General features: G+C 38.4%; 21 protein-coding genes. 1 reads left to right on the plus strand and 20 read right to left on the minus strand.

The genetic code is table 11. From position 1 onward, the window contains the following. The first annotated feature begins 134 nt into the window (after positions 1–134). Positions 135–1763 (plus strand): MFS transporter, encoded by a 1629-nt coding sequence (locus ACFIJR_RS05465; RefSeq protein WP_273787792.1) that lies wholly within the window; start codon positions 135–137, stop codon positions 1761–1763. Between the two features lie 464 nt (positions 1764–2227). Here the strand turns inward: ACFIJR_RS05465 and truB are convergent, their stop codons facing one another. From truB to ACFIJR_RS05565, 20 genes are all read right to left on the minus strand, one after another. Then, entirely contained in the window at positions 2228–3190 is a 963-nt protein-coding gene (gene truB / locus ACFIJR_RS05470; protein ID WP_375653780.1) for a tRNA pseudouridine(55) synthase TruB, read from the minus strand. Between the two features lie 4 nt (positions 3191–3194). After that, positions 3195–3602 (minus strand): 30S ribosome-binding factor RbfA, encoded by a 408-nt coding sequence (rbfA, locus tag ACFIJR_RS05475; protein ID WP_273787793.1) that lies wholly within the window; start codon positions 3600–3602, stop codon positions 3195–3197. 122 nt (positions 3603–3724) lie between these two features. Next, entirely contained in the window at positions 3725–6244 is a 2520-nt protein-coding gene (gene infB / locus ACFIJR_RS05480) for a translation initiation factor IF-2 (RefSeq protein ID WP_375653782.1), read from the minus strand. Continuing rightward, the gene (locus tag ACFIJR_RS05485; RefSeq protein WP_375626759.1) at positions 6241–6876 is read right to left on the minus strand and encodes an RNA-binding protein; all 636 of its coding nucleotides are present in this window, start codon (positions 6874–6876) and stop codon (positions 6241–6243) included. The genes infB and ACFIJR_RS05485 overlap by 4 nt, the downstream gene beginning before the upstream one ends. Continuing rightward, positions 6877–8508 (minus strand): transcription termination factor NusA, encoded by a 1632-nt coding sequence (nusA, locus tag ACFIJR_RS05490; RefSeq protein WP_375625637.1) that lies wholly within the window; start codon positions 8506–8508, stop codon positions 6877–6879. A 47-nt stretch (positions 8509–8555) separates the two neighbouring features. After that, the gene (gene rimP, locus ACFIJR_RS05495) at positions 8556–9206 is read right to left on the minus strand and encodes a ribosome maturation factor RimP (RefSeq protein WP_375626871.1); all 651 of its coding nucleotides are present in this window, start codon (positions 9204–9206) and stop codon (positions 8556–8558) included. Positions 9207–9333: 127 nt separating this feature from the next. Next, complete coding sequence (locus tag ACFIJR_RS05500; protein ID WP_375626763.1) at positions 9334–10035, minus strand: tRNA (guanine(46)-N(7))-methyltransferase TrmB; 702 nt, start codon at positions 10033–10035, stop codon at positions 9334–9336. After that, positions 10032–11300, minus strand: coding sequence for a methionine adenosyltransferase (gene metK / locus ACFIJR_RS05505; RefSeq protein WP_375625641.1), 1269 nt, complete (start codon positions 11298–11300; stop codon positions 10032–10034). The genes ACFIJR_RS05500 and metK overlap by 4 nt, the downstream gene beginning before the upstream one ends. A gap of 130 nt (positions 11301–11430) precedes the next feature. After that, entirely contained in the window at positions 11431–11844 is a 414-nt protein-coding gene (locus tag ACFIJR_RS05510) for a helix-turn-helix transcriptional regulator (RefSeq protein ID WP_330168649.1), read from the minus strand. Positions 11845–11992: 148 nt separating this feature from the next. Further along, a complete protein-coding gene (gene lnt, locus ACFIJR_RS05515; protein ID WP_375625643.1) occupies positions 11993–13627 on the minus strand; it encodes an apolipoprotein N-acyltransferase in 1635 nt (544 codons plus the stop codon). Further along, the gene (locus tag ACFIJR_RS05520; RefSeq protein WP_375625645.1) at positions 13590–14615 is read right to left on the minus strand and encodes a hemolysin family protein; all 1026 of its coding nucleotides are present in this window, start codon (positions 14613–14615) and stop codon (positions 13590–13592) included. Before ACFIJR_RS05520 ends, lnt begins: the two co-directional genes overlap by 38 nt. Before the next feature lie 85 nt (positions 14616–14700). Beyond that, a complete protein-coding gene (gene ybeY, locus ACFIJR_RS05525; protein WP_375625647.1) occupies positions 14701–15192 on the minus strand; it encodes an rRNA maturation RNase YbeY in 492 nt (163 codons plus the stop codon). After that, the gene (locus tag ACFIJR_RS05530) at positions 15189–16313 is read right to left on the minus strand and encodes a PhoH family protein (protein ID WP_375626873.1); all 1125 of its coding nucleotides are present in this window, start codon (positions 16311–16313) and stop codon (positions 15189–15191) included. Before ACFIJR_RS05530 ends, ybeY begins: the two co-directional genes overlap by 4 nt. A gap of 158 nt (positions 16314–16471) precedes the next feature. Further along, positions 16472–17848 (minus strand): tRNA (N6-isopentenyl adenosine(37)-C2)-methylthiotransferase MiaB, encoded by a 1377-nt coding sequence (gene miaB / locus ACFIJR_RS05535; protein WP_375626768.1) that lies wholly within the window; start codon positions 17846–17848, stop codon positions 16472–16474. 40 nt (positions 17849–17888) lie between these two features. Next, positions 17889–18371 (minus strand): ribosomal protein S18-alanine N-acetyltransferase, encoded by a 483-nt coding sequence (gene rimI, locus ACFIJR_RS05540; protein ID WP_375626770.1) that lies wholly within the window; start codon positions 18369–18371, stop codon positions 17889–17891. Beyond that, positions 18371–19057 (minus strand): tRNA (adenosine(37)-N6)-threonylcarbamoyltransferase complex dimerization subunit type 1 TsaB, encoded by a 687-nt coding sequence (gene tsaB, locus ACFIJR_RS05545; RefSeq protein WP_375626772.1) that lies wholly within the window; start codon positions 19055–19057, stop codon positions 18371–18373. The genes rimI and tsaB overlap by 1 nt, the downstream gene beginning before the upstream one ends. Positions 19058–19782: 725 nt before the next feature. Then, on the minus strand, positions 19783–20811 hold the full coding sequence (locus ACFIJR_RS05550) for a YeiH family protein (protein WP_375626774.1): 1029 nt from the start codon (positions 20809–20811) through the stop codon (positions 19783–19785). 68 nt (positions 20812–20879) lie between these two features. Further along, positions 20880–21485, minus strand: a complete 606-nt coding sequence (recR, locus tag ACFIJR_RS05555; protein ID WP_375626777.1) for a recombination mediator RecR — start codon at positions 21483–21485, stop codon at positions 20880–20882. 30 nt (positions 21486–21515) lie between these two features. Then, positions 21516–21839, minus strand: a complete 324-nt coding sequence (locus ACFIJR_RS05560) for a YbaB/EbfC family nucleoid-associated protein (RefSeq protein ID WP_375653783.1) — start codon at positions 21837–21839, stop codon at positions 21516–21518. 14 nt (positions 21840–21853) lie between these two features. Continuing rightward, complete coding sequence (locus ACFIJR_RS05565; protein WP_375653785.1) at positions 21854–23794, minus strand: DNA polymerase III subunit gamma/tau; 1941 nt, start codon at positions 23792–23794, stop codon at positions 21854–21856. Positions 23795–24003: the final 209 nt, after the last annotated feature.

Below are 24003 nucleotides of genomic sequence, written 5' to 3' on the forward strand. Positions count from 1 at the left end.
GCTTTTGTTTTGAAATATTGATTTAAATAGAGTTTTATGAGAAGCCTTTTAAAGAATTATGCATCCTTTTGATACAAAGATTATGAGCGTGTGTGTGTTAACAAAGATGATAAATACCGATTTGGAGGAAAAAGATGCAGAGCATTTCAACATTAAAACTTTTTCGTAATTCGGTATTTCGAAATCTATGGTCATCTACTCTTATTTCTAATTTAGGGGGGCTGATACAGGCTGTTGGAGCAGGGTGGTTAATGGCGTTGATTAGTTCTTCGCATTCCATGGTTGGGCTTGTTCAAAGTGCCACAACATTACCACTTGTTATGTTTTCTTTGATGGCAGGGGCATTAGCGGATAATTTTAATCGGCGTCAAATTATGTTGTGTGCGCAGATTATGATGATGGTCATATCCATGAGTTTATCTGTTTTAGCCTATATGGGATTTCTAACACCTTGGCTTTTGTTATGTTTTACGTTTTTGATTGGATGTGGCACAGCTTTTTATAATCCTTCTTGGCAAGCAACGATAGGAGATATTGTGAGCAGGGAAAATATTCCTGCTGCTGTTAGTTTGAATAGTGTAGGCTTTAATTTGATGCGGAGTGTTGGTCCTGCTATTGGCGGTGCCATCATTGCAACTTTGGGGGCATCTGCTGCTTTTTTGTTTAATGCTATAAGCTATATTCCTCTTATCGGTGCGTTATTTTTCTGGAAGTCGAATTATAAAAAAAACTCATTGCCACGAGAAAGGCTGTTAGGAGCTGTCTCAGATGGTTTGCGTTATGTTGCGATGTCACCTAATCTCCTGAGTATTATGGTTCGAGCGTTCCTTTTTGGTATAGGAGCTATTTCTATTTTAGCACTTTTGCCAATTGTTGCGCATAAAGTTCTTGGAGGAAGTGCCCTTCTTTATGGTACATTGCTCGGTTGTTTTGGATTAGGAGCCATGACAGCGGGTATTATTAATGCAGTTGTACGGCATCATTTTCGTTCAGAAACAATTATTGCAAGTGCATTTATTGGTTTCGCCTTTTCTTGCTTTTTATTGGGAATCAGCCGTTCACTAATTATAAGCCATATTGCTTTATTTCCTGCAGGTTTATGTTGGGTTTTGGCATTATCATTGTTTAATACATCTGTACAACTCTCTACACCACGCTGGGTTGTTGCACGTTCTTTAGCACTTTATCAAACGGCGTCTTATGGGGGGATGGCTATTGGAAGTGCAATCTGGGGAGGCTTAGCTGATGGTTATTCTCCAACAATTGCTTTGAGTATTTGTTCTCTATTCTTGATTTTTGGTGCTCTTGCGGGGGTAAAATTTAGAATTCAAGAAATTCCTCAGATAGATTTAAATCCTCTTGATCATTTTAGAGAGCCGGAACTATTACTCGACCTCAAAGCAAGAAGTGGCCCGATCATGATAATGATTGATTATCAAATTCATGAAAATGATCTCGAAGAGTTTCTCAAAGTGATGACGCGTCGACGCCATATCCGGTTACGTGATGGTGCGCGTCAGTGGGTTCTTTTACGAGATCTTGAAAGACCTGAATATTGGACAGAGGCTTATCATATGCCGACATGGGTAGATTATTTACGCCATAATCATCGTCGTACAAAAGCGGATGCAGAAGTCAATAAGCGTTTGCGTCATTTAAATTGTGCTCCTAACGGCATAAGAGTGCACCGTATGATTGAACGCCAAACAATACCCCAAGCCAATGAGATGCTTTTAAAAGCCTCCTCTGATCATCTCCCTTAGGGTTAAAACAGTTTTTGTAAAATATTAAATACGTTAATATTATTTCGATCGATTTGTTAGCATAATCATAACAAAAAATTGCTGTTTAAGTGGTTAATAAATTGATTTATAATGATTATTTGTCGTTTTTCATGTTGAGTGATAGTCTTAAAAATCTTAAGCTTTTCTCGTTTCAAATCTATTTAGAGTAAATCAGTCTAAATCTTCGCTTGCACATTACAAATGAGGGTTAAAGTGTGAGTAAAAAACGATTGAATAAGAAATAAAAAGCCTCTTATGAATCCTTTCAAACGCAAGGATTGTTCCGACATTAAGAGGAAAAAGTGTGTGGTGGTGTTAGCTTATAGCACTGACTTAAATTTTGATATGAATATGGTAAACATAGACAATGAAAAGCACCATATTTTTCTTAATTGATAGAAAAAAATATCTTTCCGCAAAAGGTGGTTGTGGAAAAGAATCGATTAAATTGTGAAAATCCGCTTCGGTTTAAATAAACTTTTGTCGAGGGTGCCAATGGCAAGAAGTTGTTCCTTATAGAGGACAAAAATCTCATCTTCGTCAAGAGGTACTTTGTGATGACTTAAGAGGATAGAATGACCCTTTATAATTCTCTGTGCTTGAGTTTCATTAAGGATATAGTGAGGGAGGCAATCCAATGCAGCGCTTGTTTCAATTAAGAGCTCATCGAGTTTTGTGAAGTTTTTTTCAAAAGAACGATTATTTTCATCTGTAGTGTTTTTATTTGGCCGAACGGCCGCTTTTAGTTCGTCCCATGTAATGAGATCTTCTTCATCAAAAGGTGCGACAGAAATACGCCTTAAATCAGCAATATGCCCATAGCAACCTAGATCACGTCCCATATCGCGCGCTAAAGAGCGCACATAAGTTCCTTTTCCGCAGGTTATTTCAAAGACAGAGTGCTCTTTGGTAGGCATTTCTAATAATTTGAAAGTTTCTATTTCCACTTCACGGGGCGGAATTTCAACAACTTCCCCTTCACGCGCTAAATCATAGGCACGATTTCCGGCAATTTTTATTGCTGAAAATTGCGGAGGCGTTTGCAAAATAACACCTGTATATTGAGGAAGAAGAGCAAGTATTTCTTCTTGTGTTGGACGTTTGAGAGAAGTTTTCGTTATTTCGCCCTCTAGATCATCTGTTGAACGCTCTTCTCCCCAAGCGATATGAAAACGGTAAGTTTTTTTGCCTTGCATCACGTAAGGGACGGTTTTGGTTGCTTCGCCCAATGCAATGGGAAGGAGACCAGAAGCAAGAGGATCAAGTGTTCCTGCATGTCCTGCCTTTTGTGCATGAAAGAGCCATTTGATTTGTGAGACAGCTTCTGTTGATTTCATTCCTTTTGGTTTATCAAATATGACCCAGCCAGAAACAGGACGCCCTTTTTTTTTGTGTTGCCGTGCCATATCTTTAATCCTCATCTTTATCACTATGGTGAAGATCGCGAGCAACTTCAGGCGAGCGAAGGAGGGCATCAATTTTTGAAAAATTATCAAAACTATTATCAAGTCGGAAACGCAGTTCAGGCATATATTTCATTTGTCGCAACGCGTGACTGATTTCTCCACGGAGAAAACGACTATGTTTATTGAGGGTATCAACAACATCGGTATGAGAAGCATTTTTAAGAGTGCTGAGAGGTGATACAAAGCAAGTAGCAATTTTTAAATCTGGTGACATGCGTACTTCAGAGACAGAAATAACAATATCTTTCAAGATATCATCAAGCAAAATATCACGCTGTAATATATGCGCTATTGCATGACGTACTTGCTCTGCTACTCTAAGTTGCCGTTGTGAGGGCTTTGCATTTTTCATCAAAGTTTTATCCTTGCTACAAGATCTCTTTTTTTAACCATTTAGATAAGGAAAAAGAGATATTGTGTATAAAACCTAATAACTTTCTTCATTTTACAACAGAGTAAAGTTATTGGATTATTTTATAATGTGCGATTAATATGTTCGATACGGAAGATCTCAATGATGTCTCCTGCGCGCATGTCTTCATAATTTTCAAAGGCTATTCCACATTCTTGACCACTTTGCACTTCATTGACTTCATCCTTAAAGCGTTTGAGTGTTTTCAGCTTTCCTTCGTGAATAACGATATTATCGCGGATAAGGCGAACACCGGCTCCTCGTTCTATTTTACCTTCTGTAACACGACATCCTGCAACTTTTCCAGTTTTTGTAATGTTAAAGACTTCTAGAATTTCAGCATTACCAAGGAAAGTTTCACGCTGTTCTGGTGAGAGTAATCCAGACATGGCAGCCTTAATATCGTCAACAAGATCATAAATGATGTTGTAATAACGAATTTCAATTCCTTGTGTTTTAGCAAAATCACGTGCTTGCTTATTGGCTCGAACATTAAAACCAATTACAGCAGAATTAGAAGCTTCCGCAAGAGAAATATCACTTTCGGTAATTCCTCCCGCACCAGAATGTACAATACGCGCACGAACCTCATCATTTCCGAGTTTTTCCAATGCTGAAGCGATTGCTTCAATTGATCCCTGCACATCCCCTTTTATAATAAGAGAAAATTCCTTAACACCTATCGTTTGCAATTTTGTCATCATCTGTTCAAGAGAACCACGCGAACCAGTTTGCCGCGCAACAGCTTTATCACGTGCTAATCGTTGACGGTATTCAGAAATTTCACGTGCCTTTGCTTCATGCGTAACAACAGCAAAACGGTCACCAGCTTGAGGTGTTCCCTGCATGCCCAAAATTTCAATCGGTGTAGAGGGGAGCGCTTCTTTAATATGGCGACCATGGTCATCAATCAAAGCACGCACACGACCCCATTCATTTCCGGCAACTATAATATCAGAAGGGTGTAATGTACCTTTTTGAACAAGAACTGTTGCAACAGATCCACGTCCGCGATCCAATTTGGCTTCAATGATAACGCCCTCTGCAGTTCGTTGAGAATCTGCTTTCAGATCAAGCATTTCAGCTTGAAGAAGGATAGCTTCGAGAAGTTTATCAAGATTTTGACCAGTTTTAGCAGAAACTTCAACGTCCAAAGTTTCTCCGCCCATAGTTTCAACAAATACTTCATGTTGTAAAAGTTCTGTACGCACTTTTTGTGCATTCGCAGCTGGTTTATCAATTTTGTTGATAGCAACAATGATAGGTACACCAGCGGCTTTCGCATGATTGATTGATTCAATCGTTTGGGGCATAACACTATCATCAGCGGCTACAACGAGAACAGCAATATCGGTAACACGAGCTCCACGTGCACGCATAGCCGTAAATGCAGCATGTCCTGGTGTATCAATAAAGGTAATTTTTTGACCGTTTTGTTCTACTTGATAGGCACCAATATGCTGCGTAATACCTCCTGCTTCGCCAGAAACAACATTTGCTTTACGAATAGCATCCAAAAGAGAAGTTTTTCCGTGGTCAACATGGCCCATAATGGTTACAACAGGAGGGCGCTGCTGCATGTTTTGAGGATTATCTGTTATATTAAAGATACCTTCCTCTACGTCAGATTCTAAAACACGTTTAACAGTATGGCCAAATTCAACAGCGATGAGTTCGGCAACATCTGCATCAATAACATCGCCAGGTTTCATCATTTGTCCTTGTTTCATCAAGAATTTAATCACATCAACAGAACGCTCAGTCATACGTTGTGCGAGCTCTTGAATGGTAATCGTTTCAGGAAGAACAACTTCGCGAGAAATTTTTTCTCTTGGTTCTTGATTTTGTGCACGCTTAAACTTTTCCTGTCTACGCCGCATTGCAGCCATTGAGCGTCCACGTGCGCTTCCTTCTTCATCCAGTGCACTATTCAGAGTTAGCTTTCCGCGTCGCCGCTCATCAGCTCCTTTGACAACTTTTGGTACACGTATTTCTGATTTAGCAGGATTAGCACGTCGACTATGCCGTTCTTCCTCTTTATTTTCATCTATTTTGCGTTTTTCAACCACAGTTGTGTTTTTAGGCGCAATAGAAATATCTGTCTGTTCAATGAGAGGGGGAACAGGTGGAGCCTGTACTGGCGATATTTCTTCTTCTTGTTGGAGATGTATTTCTTTTTCTTTAATTTCTTGCTGTAAAATTTCTTCACGCTCTTTAGCGCGCCTTGCTTCTTCTTCGGCTTGTTCTCGTGTTCTTCTTTCTTGGATATGTGCTTCTTCTAATGCGCGAAGTCTCGCTTCCATTTCAGTCGATGAAAGATTGCTTTTGGTCACAGATTCTTGAGGCTTTTTTCCCTCAAAACGCGGTTTAGAGCGCTGAGGGGCCACATGCGGCTTTGTAATGGGCTGTGGGGTTTCAGCTTTTTCATCAGGTCGCGTAATTTTACGCCGTTTGGTTTCGACAACGACAGCCTTCGTACGGCCATGGCTAAAATTTTGTTTGACCGTGCTCGTTTCCAAGACAGACCGCTTGAGAGTTAGTGTCTTCTTGACTGTTGTTTTGTCGTTGTTATTTTCACTCATTGTATTTCCTTCACGGCTTGTGCCGTCATCTCACTAGGCTTACTATGCTTGTCGTCACGATAGCTGATCAATTTATATGTCGTTTTGAGAAATCCCTCAGCAGCTTTTGTGTCCAATAAGGCCGCGTGCATTACAGGATTAGAGCCAAAAGCCACTTGCATTTCATCACTTGTAAATAAAGATATGGTTTTTATAGTCCGATTTGTTTGTTGTTGTATTGAATGGATGGCCTGTGCAATTTTTCGTTTCCCATCATCTGTTGTTTCTTTAGCATGAAGTACAAGAATAACTTTACCAGATCGGATAGCAGCATCAACCTTTGTTGCTCCCATAACAATTGCTCCCGCTTTTCGTGCCATGGAAAGGCTTGAAAGAGCGGCTTTTAGTAAAAGCGTATCAACAACATGCACAAGATTTGGCGCAACCTCAACATCTGTTTTAAAATTTCTATGAAAAGCTTTCTGTTTGATTGCTTTCTCAATAATAGCGTGATGGGCAGAAATCCAAACGCCACGCCCTGGTAAATTCGCTTTAAGATCAGGAACAATTTGGTTATTGGGACCAATAACAAAACGGATCAGCGTTTGTGCTGAAGCATTTTTTCTGGTCACAATGCAAGTCCGTTCATTCATTTAAAGTGTATCCACATCCAAATCATCTGTTTTTTCATTTTCTGCAGAATTTTCATCTTCTACAGGATTTTCTGTAACAAGATCAGCTTGGTCTATCCAGCCTGCTTGTACACGTGCGGCTAAAACCATAGCTTCTGCATCCGCGCGTGTAATGTCAAAAGGGGTTAAAATACCAGAAAAATTCTGTGTTTGACCTTCTTTGCGTTCTCTCCAACCAGCTAAATCATCAACGGCATAGCCAGCAAAGTCTTCTATTGTTTTTACACCATCCTCACCTACAGCAACCAACATAGCACTTGTCATTCCAGGAAGTGTTCGCAATTCGTCAGAAACTCCGAGCTTTTTGCGTTTTTCATCGAGTTCTTTTTCTTGATGATCAAGATATTCTCGGGCACGACTTTGGATTTCAGCGGCGGTATCATGGTCAAAACCATCAATAGAAGCGATCTCTTCAAGATCAATATAGGCGATTTCTTCAATAGAAGAAAAACCCTCTGATGCCATAACTTGTCCGATCATTTCGTCAACCTCTAAGGCTTCCATAAACAATTTACTCCGTTCAGTAAATTCTTTTTGACGATTTTCAGATTCTTCCTTTTCCGTTAAAATATCAATGTTCCATCCTGTTAGTTGCGAAGCCAAGCGAACATTTTGTCCACGTCGTCCAATAGCAAGGCTAAGTTGATCATCTGGCACAATAACTTCAATCCGTTCAGCATCTTCATCAAGGATGATTTTAGAAACTTCAGCAGGTTGCAGTGCATTAACGACAAATGTTGCCGCATCAGGCGACCAAGGAATAATATCAATTTTTTCGCCTTGTAATTCAGCAACAACAGCTTGTACACGACTTCCTCGCATTCCAACGCATGCTCCAACAGGATCAATGGAACCATCGCGTGAAACAACGGCGATTTTAGCCCGTGAACCTGGATCACGAGCAACAGATTTGATTTCTATAATACCATCATAAATTTCTGGCACTTCCATAGTGAAAAGTTTTACCATAAATTGGGGATGTGTGCGTGAAAGGAAAATTTGCGGACCACGCGTTTCACGGTGTACATCATTGACAAAAGCACGAATACGATCTCCATAGCGGAATGATTCACGAGGAATTAATTCATCACGGCGCACAATAGCTTCACCACGTCCGAGATCAACGATAACATTACCATATTCCACACGCTTAACTGTACCAGAAATAATTTCACCAACTTTATTTTTGAATTCTTCATATTGCTGATCACGCTCTGCGTCGCGTACTTTTTGTACAATAACCTGTTTAGCAGATTGTGCTGCGATACGTCCAAAATCCATAGGAGGTAAAAGATCAGCAAAAAAATCACCAATTTTTGCTTCTGCTTGATGTTTAAGAGCATCAGACAAAGTAATTTCCGTTGTATAGTCTTCAACGACATCAACGATTTTAAGCAGGCGCTGTAATTTAATTTCACCTGTTTTAGAATTGATTTCAGCACGGATATTTGTTTCTTGACCATAACGAGAACGTGCTGCTTTTTGAATAGCATCAGCCATCGCAGAAATGACAATTTCACGGTCGATTGACTTTTCACGTGCAACAGCATCTGCAATTTGCAGAATCTCAAGCCTGTTAGCGCTTGTAGCCATCAATTTTCTCCTTCTTTGTGCCACACGATGGGTATTTCCCAGTGATATTATTTTTTGAAATTGAGCGTCTGTATAGAGTCGTTAGCTTTCTCTTCAGCAATGAATTGTTGACCTAACTCTTTATTTTTTTTCAATGCATCGCGAATAAGCTCATCGGTAAGCACTAAATGCGCATTTATGATATCACAAAAGGAAATAGGGGTATACATGGCTTCTCCATAAGCAGCTTTATCAGTGTTTAAAATAAATCCATCTTGCGTGATATTTGTAAGTGTCCCGCGAAATTTTCGGCGCCCATCAATTGTTATTTTGGTTTCAATTTTTGCAAGATGCCCTTGCCAATGAAAAAAGTCAGATTTTCTTACCAATGGACGATCAATTCCAGGTGATGAGATTTCTAAATGATATTTGCGTTCAATAACATTTTGTACATCAAGGAGGGGGGAAACAGTTCGACTAACAGTTTCACAATCTTCTACGGTCATAGAACCATCGGCACGTTCAACCATAATTTGAAGTGTTAAACCATTTTGACCAAGAAGTTTCACACGAACCAAACGAAAACCTAAAGGTTTAAGTAGTGGTATGACAAGAGCAGCAACCTGTGCTTCGATACCATCTTCTTCAAACAGGCGTGGTTCGTCAAGATTGCTTATTTTTTCAGCTTCGTTCATACATTTTATCCAAGTTGGTTTCATCAGTTTTATGATATTAAAAAAGAGCGGGTCCAACGGCCCACCCTTCATCATAAGACCAAGAATTTAACTATTGATACTCTTAAATTCAAAATTTTTCAAGTTGTTTATGAGAAAAGCGCTTGATCATTTATTTCTTGATAAAGGTAAGATAGGCAGGTGTTCGTCCTTCGCGTAAAGCTTTTGCTTCATAGCGGGTTCCTTTCCATAGTGGATAAGGGAGTTTCCAGTCTTGAGGGCTTTCTGCTTTCCATTCAAAGTGATCATGTTGTGCACAATGGTACAAAGTCCAGTTTACATAACTGTCTATATCGCTAGCAAAGCGGAATTTTTTGCCTGTTTTAAGAACGCGCGCAAAACGATTAAGATTTTTTATGTTGATGAAGCGTCGTTTCCAATGCTTTTTTTTAGGCCATGGATCAGGGTAGAAAAGGTCTATTCCATCGAGTGATGCATTTGGGAGCCAATCAAGGAGGCGTGTAGCATCATCATCATAGAGTCGGAGATGATTTTGATGCTGTGCATGCTGTTCAAGAGACATTAACATTTTTGCCATGCCATTAATGAAGGGCTCGATGCCAATAAAACCGGTTTGTGGAAAATATTCCATTTCATGAAGTAAATGTTCACCTCCACCAAAGCCGATTTCAAGTCGAATTTCTCTTACTTTGCTTGAAAATAAGGATGTAAGGTTTGAGGGAGGAGGGACATTTAAATCAATGTTAAGAGTTGGGAGAAGCGTTTTTATACGGATAAGCTGACAGTTTCGTAATCGTTTTCCTTGTCGGCGTCCAAAAAATGCTTCACTCTTGCGTGTATTATATTTAATCATGGAATTTGGATCATTGTTTGAAGCGTTTTCACGAGATCAGTTTTTTCCCATGAAAACGAACCATCGTGTTTTGGTTTTCGCCCAAAATGACCATAGGCAGCTGTTTTCGCATAAATAGGTTTATTGAGGTCAAGATGTTTTCGAATGCCGGTAGGTGAAAGGTCCATTATTTTGCGAATGGCTGCTTCAATAACTTTTTCATCGACTTTTCCTGTTCCATGAAGATTAAGATAAATAGATAAAGGTTGTGCAATACCAATTGCATAAGAGAGTTGAATGGTGCATCGCTCTGCTAAATGAGCCGCAACAATATTTTTAGCCAGATAGCGTGCCGCATAGGCTGCAGAACGATCAACTTTTGTTGTATCTTTTCCTGAAAAAGCACCGCCTCCATGGGGTGCTGCGCCTCCATAAGTATCCACAATAATTTTGCGTCCTGTTAATCCGGCATCGCTTTGAGGACCACCAATGACAAATTTTCCTGTTGGGTTAATATACCAACTGCATTGAGCTGCAATGGGAATGTCATGTAAAGCTTGACGAATGTAAGGTTCAACCACTGTACGTACCTTGTTGGAATCCCAGCTTTCATCGAGGTGCTGAGTTGAAAGAACAATGGATGTGACCTCTATCGGTTTTCCATTTTTATAGCGTATGGTTATTTGGCTTTTAGCATCTGGTCCTAATTTTCCAGCTTCTCCCTCTCCTTTATGACGGGCTGCGGCAAGAAGTTTGAGAATTTTATGCGCATAATAAATTGGCGCAGGCATGAAATCAGGTGTTTCACGGCAAGCATATCCAAACATGATGCCTTGATCACCTGCTCCTTCTTCACCATGCCGATCCGTAGCATTATCAACCCCTCTTGCTATGTCAGCTGATTGAGGGCGCAAAAGAACATCAATTTTAACAGTTTTCCAATGGAATCCTGCTTGTTCATAGCCAATGGTCCGAATAGCACGGCGCGCTGCTGTACGAAAACGCGTAGGATTAATGAGTGGAAAGCCAGTTTCATCATAGATAAATTCTTTATTTTTATCTTTTTTTAATAGCGTATCGGGGACACGCACTTCACCAGCGATAACAACACGGTTGACACTGACGAGAGTTTCACAGGCAACGCGTATTAACCATGGATCAGTACCAGTCTTTTCAGCTTCTTTATAGATCATATCAACGATTTCATCGGAAATACGATCACAAATTTTATCAGGATGTCCTTCCGATACCGATTCGCTCGTAAAAAGATAATCTTGATGCGGCATAGGAACTCCTTCAAAAAAGAAAATCAACGATTTAATTAATTGCTTACTAAAGTTGTCACGATTTGCTAATTCTACAGCAAATCGTCAATGAAAATTTATATGAATAAAAGAGAAAAGATATAATTTAAATTTATAGCTTATTTGTCAAATCTTCCTCAGAAAGTGCTTTTGCCAAATCAATAATTTTTCGACGCACTTTAGCATCAGATATATTTGTAAAAGCGCGCATGAGCTGAATCCCTTCGCTGCTAGAACAAAAGTCTATAAAATTGTGATCATTTTCAGCAAAACCCTCTACTTGTTGGGAGGTAATACCTTTATCAAAAAAGTAAGAAACAGGAACATCCATAATTTCCGCTATCGCTTGAAGACGACTGGCACCAATACGGTTTGTTCCTTTTTCATATTTTTGGATTTGCTGAAAAGTAATTCCTAATTTTTCACCTAGTTTCTCTTGAGTGAGTCCTAAAATATTACGACGTAAGCGGATACGAGTTCCAACATAGATATCTATAGGGTCAGGTTTTTTTCTAGTTTCGGTCATAATGCAACTCTTTATTTCCAGCACTTTTATTCTAAACCAACATCATATTTATGCGCAGCTGATTTATCATATAATTAAAATAATATGTAATATTTTTTCCCAATATTACTGGTAAACGCAACATAATACCGTACAAAGGGCACTTGAATCATTTAAGCTGTTTTGTAGAACCAAAACCAACACGACACAATAGCATAAGGATGAATAAGATAAAAGTAGAGAAAGTTCTGTATTCATTGCTTCCTATAGGGGTAATGGATGATGGAACTTGTGAATCAATAATGCCCACAGCATTTTGTTGAAGAGCTACAACGATTCGTCCATAAGAATCAATAACAGCTGATATTCCGTTATTGGCTGCTCGTATGAGGGGGATTCCGAGTTCAACGGCACGAAGTTGTGCTTGTTGAAGATGTTGATAGGGTCCTGGTGTTACACCAAACCATGCATCATTTGTAATATTAATAATTGCTTGAGGCGGGGAGCCTTTAAAAGTCATTTCATGAGGAAATATTGCTTCATAACAAATCAAGGGTAGATAAGAAAATCCGTTTGGCATTGTAACAATTTTGCGCACACTTGCAGCACTATATCCACCAATATTATCGGCAAGGGTACGCAATCCAATTTTTTTCAATAAATTCTGATAAGGAAGATATTCACCAAAAGGAACCAAATGAAGTTTATCGGAAGTATTTAAAATATTACCTTGAGCATTAATGACTGCAATTGTATTAAAATATTGTGTTTGGGAATGAGGTAGATCATTGCTGGCTCGTATTGCTCCGATAATAGCCCATTGTTTAGGTTTTAAAAGAGAGGCAATGCGCATTGTGATAGATGAGTTATCATAGAGAAGGTAAGGAACGGAAGCTTCGGGCCATACGATAAAATCGGGTTCTGAATTTTGATCGGTTGTTGGCATTGCACTTAGATTCATATGCGCTTCCAACATAGCTTCTCGTGTATTATCACGCAATTTTATATTTTGTTGGATGGAAGGTTGAACAATGCGCACCCAATAAGAACTTTTTTGATTTTTAGCTGTGTTTTCTATAGTATGAAGACGATAAAACCCAAAACCACTGTGAATGAATATAAGTGATAAGCAAAGAGAGAGTGCCACTTTCTTTTTTTCATTTGTTAATAAAACAGTTGGCAAACTGTAGGCTAAGACAGCAAGAATATTCATTCCGTAAAGTCCCACGATTGCATCAGATTGCATGAACATTGGGGTTGGCATGGCTGTATAGCCAAGAGCATTCCATGGAAATCCTGTGAATAAAAACGCACGCAACCACTCGGACAATCCTAATGCAAAGGCTAAAACAAAAAAGCGTGCTATTCCTTTTGTCCATAATAAACCGACAATGAAACCAGAAAAAAACCAATAAAGAGAAAGGTAGAGTGGAGGAACTAAAATGGCTAATGGGACTGCCCAACCAAAAGAATCTGGATCTGTTAACAAAGCATTGCATAGCCACCAAAGTCCGCAAATAAAATAACTAAAACCAAAGGTTCCACAGCTTAAAGCGTAAGTAAAAAAATGTTTTTTATTGTTTTTTGCGTCCCGTATTGAGTCCAGCAAAACAATAAAGAGAGGGAAAGTTAAAAAGCAAAGAGGTGTCAAATAAAAGGGTGGAAGTGCAAAAGAAGTAAGAGCACCACAGAGAAATATCCATGCTTGGCGCTTCCAACCGGTAACAGAGGACAAAAAAACGATAAAATTGTTTAAAAACGCTGGACTATTCTTTAGGGATGACATTGTTCTCAAGATTCTCATTTTTTGGAATGCGAAAAATACGCAATCGCTTAATCCGGCGTTTATCAGCTTCTAAAATACGAAATCTATAACCAGGTACAGCTTCGACAATTTCACCTTTGGCAGGAATGCGATCAAGAATGGAGACGATCAAACCACCAATCGTATCAACATCATCACCATATTCCCCTACGATAAAATCAGGACCAAGAGCTTTCTCCACATCTTCTAGTTCAGTTCTTGCATCAACGAGCCATTTATTGTTTGGTTCACGTACGATAGCATTGTCGACATTATCATGTTCATCTTCGATATCACCAACAACCAATTCAACAATATCCTCCATTGAAACGAGACCATCTGTTCCCCCATGTTCATCAATAACTAAAGCCATTTGAGTTCGTGTAGTTTGCATTCGTGTTAATAATTTGCTTGCAAGCATGGAACTTGGAACAAAGAGAACAGTTCGGATCAGATCCAATTCACCGATTGGGGTATGTAAGTCTGTATGGTTTAATTGAAGCAAATCGGATTTCTGTTCGGTTTTTGTTGGGCTGACAATAAAGCGAGTCATATAGTTAAGAATATCGCGGATATGAATCATGCCACGCGGATCATCTAAAGTTTCAGCATAAACAGGTAAGCGAGAATGACCAATTTTTGCGAAGCATTTAAGGGTTTCTCCAAGTGAAGTGTTTATTTCCAGTGCTTCGATTTCAGAACGTGGTATCATAACATCATCCACGCGTGCTTCACGTAAGCGTAAAATATTATGCAACATAGTACGTTCTTCAGGTGAGAAGAGGGCAGTGTCTTTTTTATTGTCAGTCGTGAGTGCAACGGTAAGATCATCGCGCAGTGATGTAGACACACAATTACGACCCCGTAAAAATGAAAACAAATGATTCATCAGAGAATATTTTTCTGTATGATTCGTCTGTTGAGAGGTTTTTTTTTCATTATTAGAAGATGTTTGACTATTATTTTGTGCATTTGTTTTGTTTGTCATGGTTTTGAAATCTTCTAAACTTTCTTTTTATAATTAGGTGAATGAGAGGCTTTGAATGGTATGCTCGTAATATTGATTTTAAAAGTTAAATTTTATCATTTATAGACAATTCAGCGTAAGGATCTTTTATGGAAAGCTTTTGCAGAATTTCTCTTTCGAGCTTTTCCATTTGATATGCTTCATTATCAGTTTCATGGTCATAGCCAAGCAGATGCAAGATACCATGAACAATCATATGCGTTAAATGGTCTTGAAATGTTTTTCCTTGTTTTTCTGCTTCGAGAACAACAGTCTCTCGCGCAATAATAATATCACCGAGCATGGGACCAGGAGGATTTCCAGCTTTAAGTGGAAAAGCAGGAAAGGATAATACATTAGTAGATTTGTTTTTGTTGCGCCATTGTGCATTGATTTGTGCCATATGTTTATCATCCGTAAAAAGCAGGCTAATCTCGCTTACAACATTTTCCAATGAAACATGATGCATAGTCGTCATTAATGCTTTTTCAGTGATATTATAAAGCATTTTCTCATCATTCCACCCTGCGCTTTTGACCATTATATCAATAATAATCATGATGAATCAAATTCATTTTTTAATGCATCGCATGCGAATGATTTTTTTTTATTTTGTATTTCGGAATCACGATCATAAGCACGAACGATAGCAGCAACAAGTGGATGGCGTATAACATCTTCTTCATCAAAATGTACAATTGCAATATTTTCTACATTTGAAAGAATGCGAATTGCTTCAATGAGACCTGATTTTTGCCCTGTAGGCAAATCAATTTGGCTTACGTCACCGGTAACAATCATACGTGTTCCTTCACCAAGACGTGTGAGGAACATCTTCATTTGCATGGGCGTAGTATTTTGTGCCTCATCAAGAATAACAGCAGCATGGGCAAGTGTTCGTCCGCGCATAAAGGCAAGAGGAGCAATTTCTATGACACCAGAAGCTAAAATGCGTTCTATTTTTTCAGCGGGCATCATATCATAAAGAGCATCATAAAGTGGTCGTAAATATGGGTCGACTTTTTCTTTGAGATCACCGGGAAGAAAACCAAGATGTTCTCCAGCTTCAACAGCCGGACGTGAGAGAATAATTCGCTCAATGATACCACGTTCTAGAAGCATTGCAGCATGAGCAACAGCAAGATACGTTTTGCCTGTTCCTGCTGGTCCTACACCAAATACAAGCTCAGTATGCTCCATAGCGCGTATGTAAGCATCTTGTGTTGGAGTTCTTGCATGAATTATTTTTTTATGGGTACTCAACCTTGCTGGTATACGTTTCGTTGCAGATTTGTATGTTATTGTGTCTTCTTTCTGCTTCTTTGGTATATTTGCCATAGCAAGTGCTCCTTTTATATCTGATAAAGTGAGCTCTTGATGTGTTTGGGCACGTTCATAAAGTTGCTGCAATACATATTGCGCACGTTTTATAACAGAAATACTTCCACGGATTAAGACTTCATTACCACGCGGATGAATACTAAGTTCAAGTTTTTTTTCGATATAAGCGAGATTTTCGTCAAATTTACCAAAAACTGCTTTTGCATATTTATTATTTTCGAAAATCAAAACAACTTGGCTCGGATCTGAAGCGCTTGTTTGTTTCAAGTTATCAGCCTTTTCAAGGGACATATTTACTTTTTCTTTAATACGCTTTATTTTTTCGGTTGAAGCTTTCAGCCTATTCTCCATATCTACATAAATATTGCACGTTTTGTTAAGTAAATTTTATAAAAGACAATTTTTTAGAAAAGTGCACGTTTTAGATGTAATCATTTTCTTTTAAAATAAAAGAGTTTTCCAAAATATTTATTGTGAACAAGGTTTTAGAGGTATGTTTATCTATTTGTCATTTCACCAACAAAACTGTTTGAGCTTGCATTTTTAATATGAATTTCTATTACGCTACCTGTAGAGGCTTCTGTATCTACGACAACAGGTAAAAGCCAAGGGGAACGTCCTACCATTTGCCCTGAGTGACGTCCAGGTTTTTCGATGAGAACGTTAGTTTTTTGACCAATTTTAGAACGCAAAAACGCATTTTGTTGTTCAAGGAGAAGGACTTGTAACTGTTGAAGGCGGGCATCTTTTACAGATTCATCAACATAATTTTTCATTGTGGCTCCCACTGTTCCAGGACGGGGAGAATATTTAAAAGAATAAGCTGAACTGTACTGTACTTGTTGAATAAGTTTAATGGTTTCTTCAAAGTCTTCATCTGTTTCTCCTGGAAATCCTACAATGAAATCGCCTGAAAAGGCAATGTCTGGCCGTGCGGTTCGAATTTTTTCGATAAGATGAAGATAATGAGAGCTTTTGTGTTGGCGGTTCATAGCTTTTAAGATGCGATCTGAACCTGATTGAACAGGAAGATGGAGGTAAGGCATTAACATATCAAGATCTCGATGCGCGGCAATAAGGCTATCATCCATATCACGTGGGTGGCTGGTTGTGTAACGCAAACGCTTTAAACCATCGAGTTTTGCAAGATGATAAAGAAGATCGCCAAGACGCCAAGTTTTGCCATCAGCACTTTGTCCATGCCAACCATTGACATTTTGTCCAAGCAGTGTAATTTCTTTGACACCCGCTTCGATGAGTTGAAGGGCTTCTTCAGTAATTTGCTCAACGGATCGTGATATTTCGGCACCGCGTGTATAGGGCACAACACAAAAAGTGCAAAATTTATCGCAACCTTCCTGTACTGTTAAAAATGCGCTAACACCTCGTTTTCTTACTGCATGTTTATTATGGGGTGGCAAATGAGCAAATTTATCTTCAACAGCATAGTCTGTTTCGATAATTTTTTTTCCTTGTTTGGCCTTCTCTAACAATTCTGGCAAGCGATGATACATTTGCGGACCAATAACAAGATCCACTGTTGGAGCACGGCGCAAGATCTCACTTCCCTCAGCTTGTGCAACGCAACCCGTTACACCAACCATCAGGGGTTTATCAGGTGTGCGCTCTTGACGCATAACGCGCAAACGACCGAGATCAGAATAAAGTTTTTCTGCTGCTTTTTCACGAATATGACAGGTATTAACAAGAATAAGATCGGCATCATTGGGAAATTGTGTTGTTACATAGCCTTGCGAACTGAGGCTATCAGTCATCCGTTGGCTATCATAAACATTCATTTGACATCCATAGGTTTTGATAAAAACCTTTTTCGGAGCAACAGGAGGTGTATTTTTAGGATTTACTTTATTCATGGTGCATGTGTAAATGTTTTTTACACAAATCTCAATCTATTTACTTAAAAGTTTTTTGCATGATAATTGCATCACCACGACCATTTTTTGACGGGTAGTAGGCAAGACGTTCAGAAATTTTTTGAAATTCAAAGCGTTGATAAAGGTTCAAAGCAGAAAGGTTTGTGGCTTCTACTTCCAAGAATAATTTTATAGCGCCTTTGTCGTGAAGATGGTGAACTGTTCTTTCGATCAGAAAGGTACCAATTCCTTGTTGACGATAATGAGGGTGAACAGCAATCGTGATAATTTCTGCTTCATCAAGGATGAGACGGCATAGGCAAAAGCCTAAAATTTGATCAGAGCGATCGATGAGAAAAACTTTGTATCCGAAGATAGAGTGATCTGTTAAGAAATTATCAAAAGCTTCTTTTCCCCAAGACGGGGTAAAACAATGTTGATGAATTTGATGAAGAGGAGCACTATCATTAACTTGTAGCGGAGCAATTCCAAAAATCTTTTTTGTCAATGAAAATTTGGGCATTATTTTTTTTGTGGTAAAGCAAAATTGGTTTGTTGTTTTGCATCAGCGCTGCGTAGATAGAGTGGGCGAGGCGAATTTTTTGATTGTTTGTTTGCAGCAAGATAAGCATAGTTTACAATATCAGCCGCTTCGCAGGGGATTTTTTCTAGGACAATTTTTTCGTTTATTTTATGGCTTTTAATATGCTCCACAACGGCATCAGCAGCTGGGCCAGTCAGTCGGGTTTTTTTTGGCAAATCTTCGAGGATATTTTCAATTGTTTTTAATCCCGGCGCTCCTAAAGGTGTGAGATCATTATGAAAATTTTGATGGTAGAACATCTCTCTCCCTGCTTCAATGACAACAGTAATTGCTGATGCTGTACTTTTACTGTTTATTACTTGTGCTGCTAACGCTTCAAGAGCACTCACTCCAACAGCAGGTATTTCAAGTGCTAATGCCAAAGCGCGCGCTGTTGCAACACCGACACGTACACCAGTAAATGATCCAGGTCCAATATTGACAGCAATACGCTCAACTTGATCAAGCGTCATATTGGCTTGTGTCATTATTTGTGTAATCTGCCCAATAAGTTTTTCAGCATGTCCTTTGTTCATGCGCTCATTGATACGCGCAATAACAGATTTATGATGAATGAGCGCAACAGCACAATAAATTGAAGCAGTATCTATAGCAAGGATAAGCATAAAAATATTTTAGTCGAATAAAATGATAAACAAAAGTCCTGCTGTATTTTTAATCTTTTTATTATCGTATATTTCATTTATAAGAGAGTTACTAGTGCCAATAAGCAACAATATCTTTTTATGGGATAGAACGAGATGTTGATTTAATCCCTATTTGTTATCACTTTTTGAATGAGTACCTTGAATATTGTAAGATTCTCTTATCTCAAATATACTTATGGCAAAACAATTAAAGTTATTAGCTTGTAAATTACAAGCGAAATTAGGGTGTGAATAAAAACTCCTTTTACGAATCGTTTAAATGTAAGGATTGTCACAACATTTTAAGCTATCAAATAGTACGACGATGCCACTTATATTACATAGTAAGTAAAAGTAATTTAAAAGGGGGAAAGCCATGACCCCATATTTTTTCCAAACAAGAGCATATTTTATCAGTCTTTGTATAAAAACTTCAGCGTAATGAGAAGATGAAAGAAATGGCATTGTTTTACATGAGTTACGTATTTGATACTACGTCATTGCAAATCATTATGGACTGAAAAGCTAATTGAAAAAGTAATTCTGATAGTCTTCACTTAACATAACAGCTCTTTCAATTTTTTGTATAGAATAATGAGCAGTTTTTTAGAACTTTTGCTGGTTTTATAAAAAACTGCTTTTAATACTTAGTGAGCCTTTGAATTGATTGCATGCTCTGTTGAAAAAAATAATAAATGCATATTTCAAAATGTTATATGGTTCAGATCAATTAATCCTATCATGATAAGGCTACAAGCGCCAAGAAGGAGTATGGAGGAAGTTGAAGCTAAAATAACGCGCCATCCTGCTTTTTTTAATGAGCGGATATCAACACCTAATCCTAAAGCTGCCATTGAAATGACCGTGAACAGTTGAGCAATAAGTTTGATTGGATTGATAGCCTTTTCAGGGATAAGACCACTTGAGCGAACAAGCATCATGATAATAAAGCCAATGATAAACCATGGGACGAGAGTGTGTAGACGAAAATGTGTTTGTGCTGATCGACGATAGATGATGGATAGGATAAAAATAACAGGGCCCAACATTAAAACCCGCACCAATTTGACAATTGTTGCAATTTGAACGCTTACGAAAGATATTGGCGCTGTTGCTGCTAAGACTTGTGGTACAGCATAAACAACCATTCCTGCAAGCACACCATATTGGTTAAATGATAAATTCAAAAGTGGGTGTAAAAAAGGGAGAAATAAAATAATAAGAACCCCTAAAAGAGCGGTAAAAGCAATTGCTGCCGCTACATCTTCATGTTTAGCATGGATGACAGGGGCAGTTGCAACGATAGCTGAATTGCCACAAATGGCATTACCACAAGCGACTAGCATTGCTAAATTGGCAGAAAGTCCAAAAAGTCTGCCTATAACAAAACTAATGAGGATGGTTATAAATATAACGAATACGATGCTTGCAAGCAAATTCCAACCGGCTGAAAGAACAGCATGGATGCTAATGCTTGCCCCTAAAAGAACAATAGCAATTTCAAGAAGCGTTTTTGCACAAAAGGTTATACCTTTTTGGAAATATTTTGGCAGATTAAAACAGCTACGAGTAATGGATCCTAAGAGAATTGCCAAAACAAGGCTTTCAAGCCATGCTTCTGCGGAAAACAGTTTTTCTATCACTTCTAAACCATAAGCTAAGGCAGATATGAGCAGGCATAATAGAATACCTGGACCAAAATTATTCACAAGGGAAAGTTTTTTCTTTGACATTTTAATATTCCCTCATAAAAAGAAAAAAATAACAAGTAAGAAGAGACAATGGGCATTAGAAGCGAGTTTTAAAGATTTGTTCGTGCTTGTACAGCTGCTGCTAAAGTTCCATCATCAAGATAATCAAGTTCGCCTCCTACAGGAACACCATGAGCAAGTCGCGTAATTTTAACTGAAAAATTGGAAAGCTGATCGGTGATATAGTGAGCAGTTGTTTGACCTTCGACAGTCGCATTGACAGCAAGAATAATCTCCCTAATAGGGTTTTGTACAACACGTTGTATTAAGGTGGCAATGTTGAGTTCGTCAGGACCTATTCCATCTAAGGGGGAGAGTCGTCCACCCAATACATGGTAACGTGCGGCTAAAGTTTTTGCGCGCTCAAGAGCCCACAGATCAGCAATATCTTCAACAACGATAATTGTTGTATCATCGCGGCGAGGATCTGTACAAATTGAACAAGGATCAATGGTATCGACATTTCCACAAACAGAACAAATGCCAACTTTTTCTATAGCTGCTTGTATAGCTGCTCCTAAAGGCTCCAGCAATGTCTCTTTTTTTTTGATAAGATGAAGCGCAGCACGACGCGCTGAACGTGGACCAAGACCTGGTATACGTGATAAAATCTGAATGAGACGTTCAATCTCAGGTCCTGCAATGTATTTAGACATATTTTTGTCCCAAGAAAAAGATCCGTTTCATTAAAATGGAAGCTTGAAAGCTGAAGGGAGCGGTAACCCTGCCGTTATACTTTTGGTTTTTTCTTCTATTGCAATTTCGATTTTTGTTCTTGCTTCATTATAAGCTGCCATAATGAGATCTTCGAGAATTTCAGCTTCCTCAGGGTTGAGTAATGAAGGATCAATTTGAATTGCTGTTATAATATTTTTGCCATTTAAAGTGATATTGACGAGCCCCCCCCCTGCAGTGCCGGTAGCTTGCAGATTAGCTATTTCTTCCTGAATCTTCTGCATTTTTTCTTGCATTTCTTTGGCTTTTTTCATCATGCTCATCATTTCACGCATAGGAATAGGTATCCTTATTCATCATTGATATCATTTTTATTTTTTAAAATATCAGCATTTTTAAAGGTATTGGGGAGTAAATCAAGATCATTTTCTTCTTTATTGAGTCGAATATCGACAATTTTTGCTTCTGGAAAATGGTTGAGGATTTTCGCGATATCTGGATCTGTTTCTGCATTGGAAAAAAGAGTCTTTTGAATCGCTATACTTTCCTCCTGTAAGGTTGGGCCACCTCCTTCATTAACAAAAGTTATTGTCCAGCGTTTTTCAGTCCATTGAGATATCTTTTTTTCTATATCATGAGCAAGAAATTGAGGGGTATTTTCAGAAAGTCTTAAGGTAATATGCCCAGCTTCAAAAGAAACAGGATGAACAAATTCTTTAATAAGGAGTTTGAAAGGAGCATCATTATGCTGTTCGGCTAATTGAACAATATCGTGCAAAGAATTAATCACTAGAGTTTTAGGTTGAGTAATCTTTTCCGTTGTTTGCGTGACAGAATGCGATAAATTTGCACTCTTTTCAGAAAGATCAATAGATTGAGAAGTTTCAAGAGTTTCTGTTATTTCTTGGGCGTTGATTTTGTCAGGGTTTCGATTTCTAACTAAATTTTCCTGTTTTAAGGAATGATCTAATTGGTTTTTCAAGGATGTTTTTAAATCTGATTGATCTGGTAATGTATTTGAAACGCTCGAGGAAGCATAGGCTTCGACCATTGTTTCTTTTGTTATATTATTTGTATTTGTAGATTCTTGATGAGAAGAGTTTTTAACCAATGTGAGAGATGTTTTTTCTTGCGTAAGCTTTTTTAAAGCTTCATCAAGAGTTGGTAACTCAGCCGTGTGAGCAAGACGAATTAAAAGCATTTCAGCGGCTTGAAGCGGACGTGCAGTTTGATTAACTTCCTGCAAACCTTTGAGTAACATTTGCCAGTTTCGGGATAAAACAGGAACGGAAAGTTTTTTTGAAAAGTTTAAGCTTCTTAAACGTTGTTCTTCAGTCAGTGAGAAATCTTCCACTATTTCTGGTGTAAAACGTAAACGTGTAACCAGATGATTAAAATCGGCTAGTTCTGTCAATACAGTAAGAGGATCAGCACCTGCCTCATATTGACTGCGTAATTCATGTAATGCATTAACAACATCGCCCTTCATGATAAATTCAAAAAGATCAATAATACGTGCTTGATCCGCTAATCCTAACATTGTACGCACCGCAATGGCATTAACATTGCCATTGCTATGGGCAATCGCTTGATCAAAAATGGATAATGCATCACGTGCAGATCCTTCTGCAGCACGGGCAATCATAGAGAGTGCTTGATCTTCTACTTCTACCTTTTCATATTTCGCAATTTGGCGCAAATGTGCACTCAAAGCTTTTGATTCAATACGCCGCAAATCAAAACGTTGGCAACGCGAAAGGATTGTAATAGGAACTTTGCGAATTTCTGTTGTGGCAAAAATAAATTTCACATGGGACGGTGGTTCTTCAAGAGTTTTCAATAAACCATTAAAGGCTTGTGTTGAGAGCATATGTACTTCATCGATAATATAAACCTTATAACGTGCAGAAACAGGACGATAGCGTATTTGTTCAATAATTTCACGAATATCATCAATGCCCGTATGAGAAGCGGCATCCATTTCTATAACATCAATATGGCGTCCTTCGATAATTTGTGTGCAATGTTCACCAAGAGAGTCTAATACGGTTGTCGGTTGGTCAATATCTTTTGTTTTATAATTAAGCGCACGTGCCAAAATACGTGCTGTTGTGGTTTTACCTACGCCACGAATCCCTGTTAACATCCACGCTTGTGCAATACGACCTTTTTCAAAGGCGTTGGTGAGAGTACGCACCATAGCTTCCTGACCAATAAGGTCAGAGAAGTTTTGGGGTCGATATTTACGAGCAAGAACACGATAGGCTGTTTCTACCGGTACATTTTCCATGAATATTTCCAACTTCGAAGTTCTTTATGCGTACATCTTGATAACACAAAAGCATAGATCAATACTGTAGTTTCATATAAAAGGATTTTTTCTTAATCAAATTATTTATGGGACAATTTGTTAAAAAATAACCAAACCCCTTTATTTGCTGCATACAAATGCCGCTCTGAAGATTAAAAATACCTCGCTAAAAGACAGCATAAAAAATA

The sequence above is a fragment of the Bartonella sp. OD88NMGDW genome (genome assembly GCF_042193775.1).
Classification (GTDB): Bacteria; Pseudomonadota; Alphaproteobacteria; order Rhizobiales; family Rhizobiaceae; genus Bartonella; species Bartonella grahamii.

What these genes read in the sequence shown, in the direction of transcription:
- ACFIJR_RS05465 (WP_273787792.1), top strand. Translation starts at nt 135, where the DNA reads ATGCAGAGCATTTCAACATTAAAACTTTTTCGTAATTCGGTATTTCGA.
- truB (WP_375653780.1), bottom strand. Translation starts at nt 3,190, where the DNA reads ATGGCACGGCAACACAAAAAAAAAGGGCGTCCTGTTTCTGGCTGGGTC.
- rbfA (WP_273787793.1), bottom strand. Translation starts at nt 3,602, where the DNA reads ATGAAAAATGCAAAGCCCTCACAACGGCAACTTAGAGTAGCAGAGCAA.
- infB (WP_375653782.1), bottom strand. Translation starts at nt 6,244, where the DNA reads ATGAGTGAAAATAACAACGACAAAACAACAGTCAAGAAGACACTAACT.
- ACFIJR_RS05485 (WP_375626759.1), bottom strand. Translation starts at nt 6,876, where the DNA reads ATGAATGAACGGACTTGCATTGTGACCAGAAAAAATGCTTCAGCACAA.
- nusA (WP_375625637.1), bottom strand. Translation starts at nt 8,508, where the DNA reads ATGGCTACAAGCGCTAACAGGCTTGAGATTCTGCAAATTGCAGATGCT.
- rimP (WP_375626871.1), bottom strand. Translation starts at nt 9,206, where the DNA reads ATGAAACCAACTTGGATAAAATGTATGAACGAAGCTGAAAAAATAAGC.
- ACFIJR_RS05500 (WP_375626763.1), bottom strand. Translation starts at nt 10,035, where the DNA reads ATGATTAAATATAATACACGCAAGAGTGAAGCATTTTTTGGACGCCGA.
- metK (WP_375625641.1), bottom strand. Translation starts at nt 11,300, where the DNA reads ATGCCGCATCAAGATTATCTTTTTACGAGCGAATCGGTATCGGAAGGA.
- ACFIJR_RS05510 (WP_330168649.1), bottom strand. Translation starts at nt 11,844, where the DNA reads ATGACCGAAACTAGAAAAAAACCTGACCCTATAGATATCTATGTTGGA.
- lnt (WP_375625643.1), bottom strand. Translation starts at nt 13,627, where the DNA reads ATGAGAATCTTGAGAACAATGTCATCCCTAAAGAATAGTCCAGCGTTT.
- ACFIJR_RS05520 (WP_375625645.1), bottom strand. Translation starts at nt 14,615, where the DNA reads ATGACAAACAAAACAAATGCACAAAATAATAGTCAAACATCTTCTAAT.
- ybeY (WP_375625647.1), bottom strand. Translation starts at nt 15,192, where the DNA reads ATGATTATTATTGATATAATGGTCAAAAGCGCAGGGTGGAATGATGAG.
- miaB (WP_375626768.1), bottom strand. Translation starts at nt 17,848, where the DNA reads ATGAATAAAGTAAATCCTAAAAATACACCTCCTGTTGCTCCGAAAAAG.
- rimI (WP_375626770.1), bottom strand. Translation starts at nt 18,371, where the DNA reads ATGCCCAAATTTTCATTGACAAAAAAGATTTTTGGAATTGCTCCGCTA.
- tsaB (WP_375626772.1), bottom strand. Translation starts at nt 19,057, where the DNA reads ATGCTTATCCTTGCTATAGATACTGCTTCAATTTATTGTGCTGTTGCG.
- ACFIJR_RS05550 (WP_375626774.1), bottom strand. Translation starts at nt 20,811, where the DNA reads ATGTCAAAGAAAAAACTTTCCCTTGTGAATAATTTTGGTCCAGGTATT.
- recR (WP_375626777.1), bottom strand. Translation starts at nt 21,485, where the DNA reads ATGTCTAAATACATTGCAGGACCTGAGATTGAACGTCTCATTCAGATT.
- ACFIJR_RS05560 (WP_375653783.1), bottom strand. Translation starts at nt 21,839, where the DNA reads ATGCGTGAAATGATGAGCATGATGAAAAAAGCCAAAGAAATGCAAGAA.
- ACFIJR_RS05565 (WP_375653785.1), bottom strand. Translation starts at nt 23,794, where the DNA reads ATGGAAAATGTACCGGTAGAAACAGCCTATCGTGTTCTTGCTCGTAAA.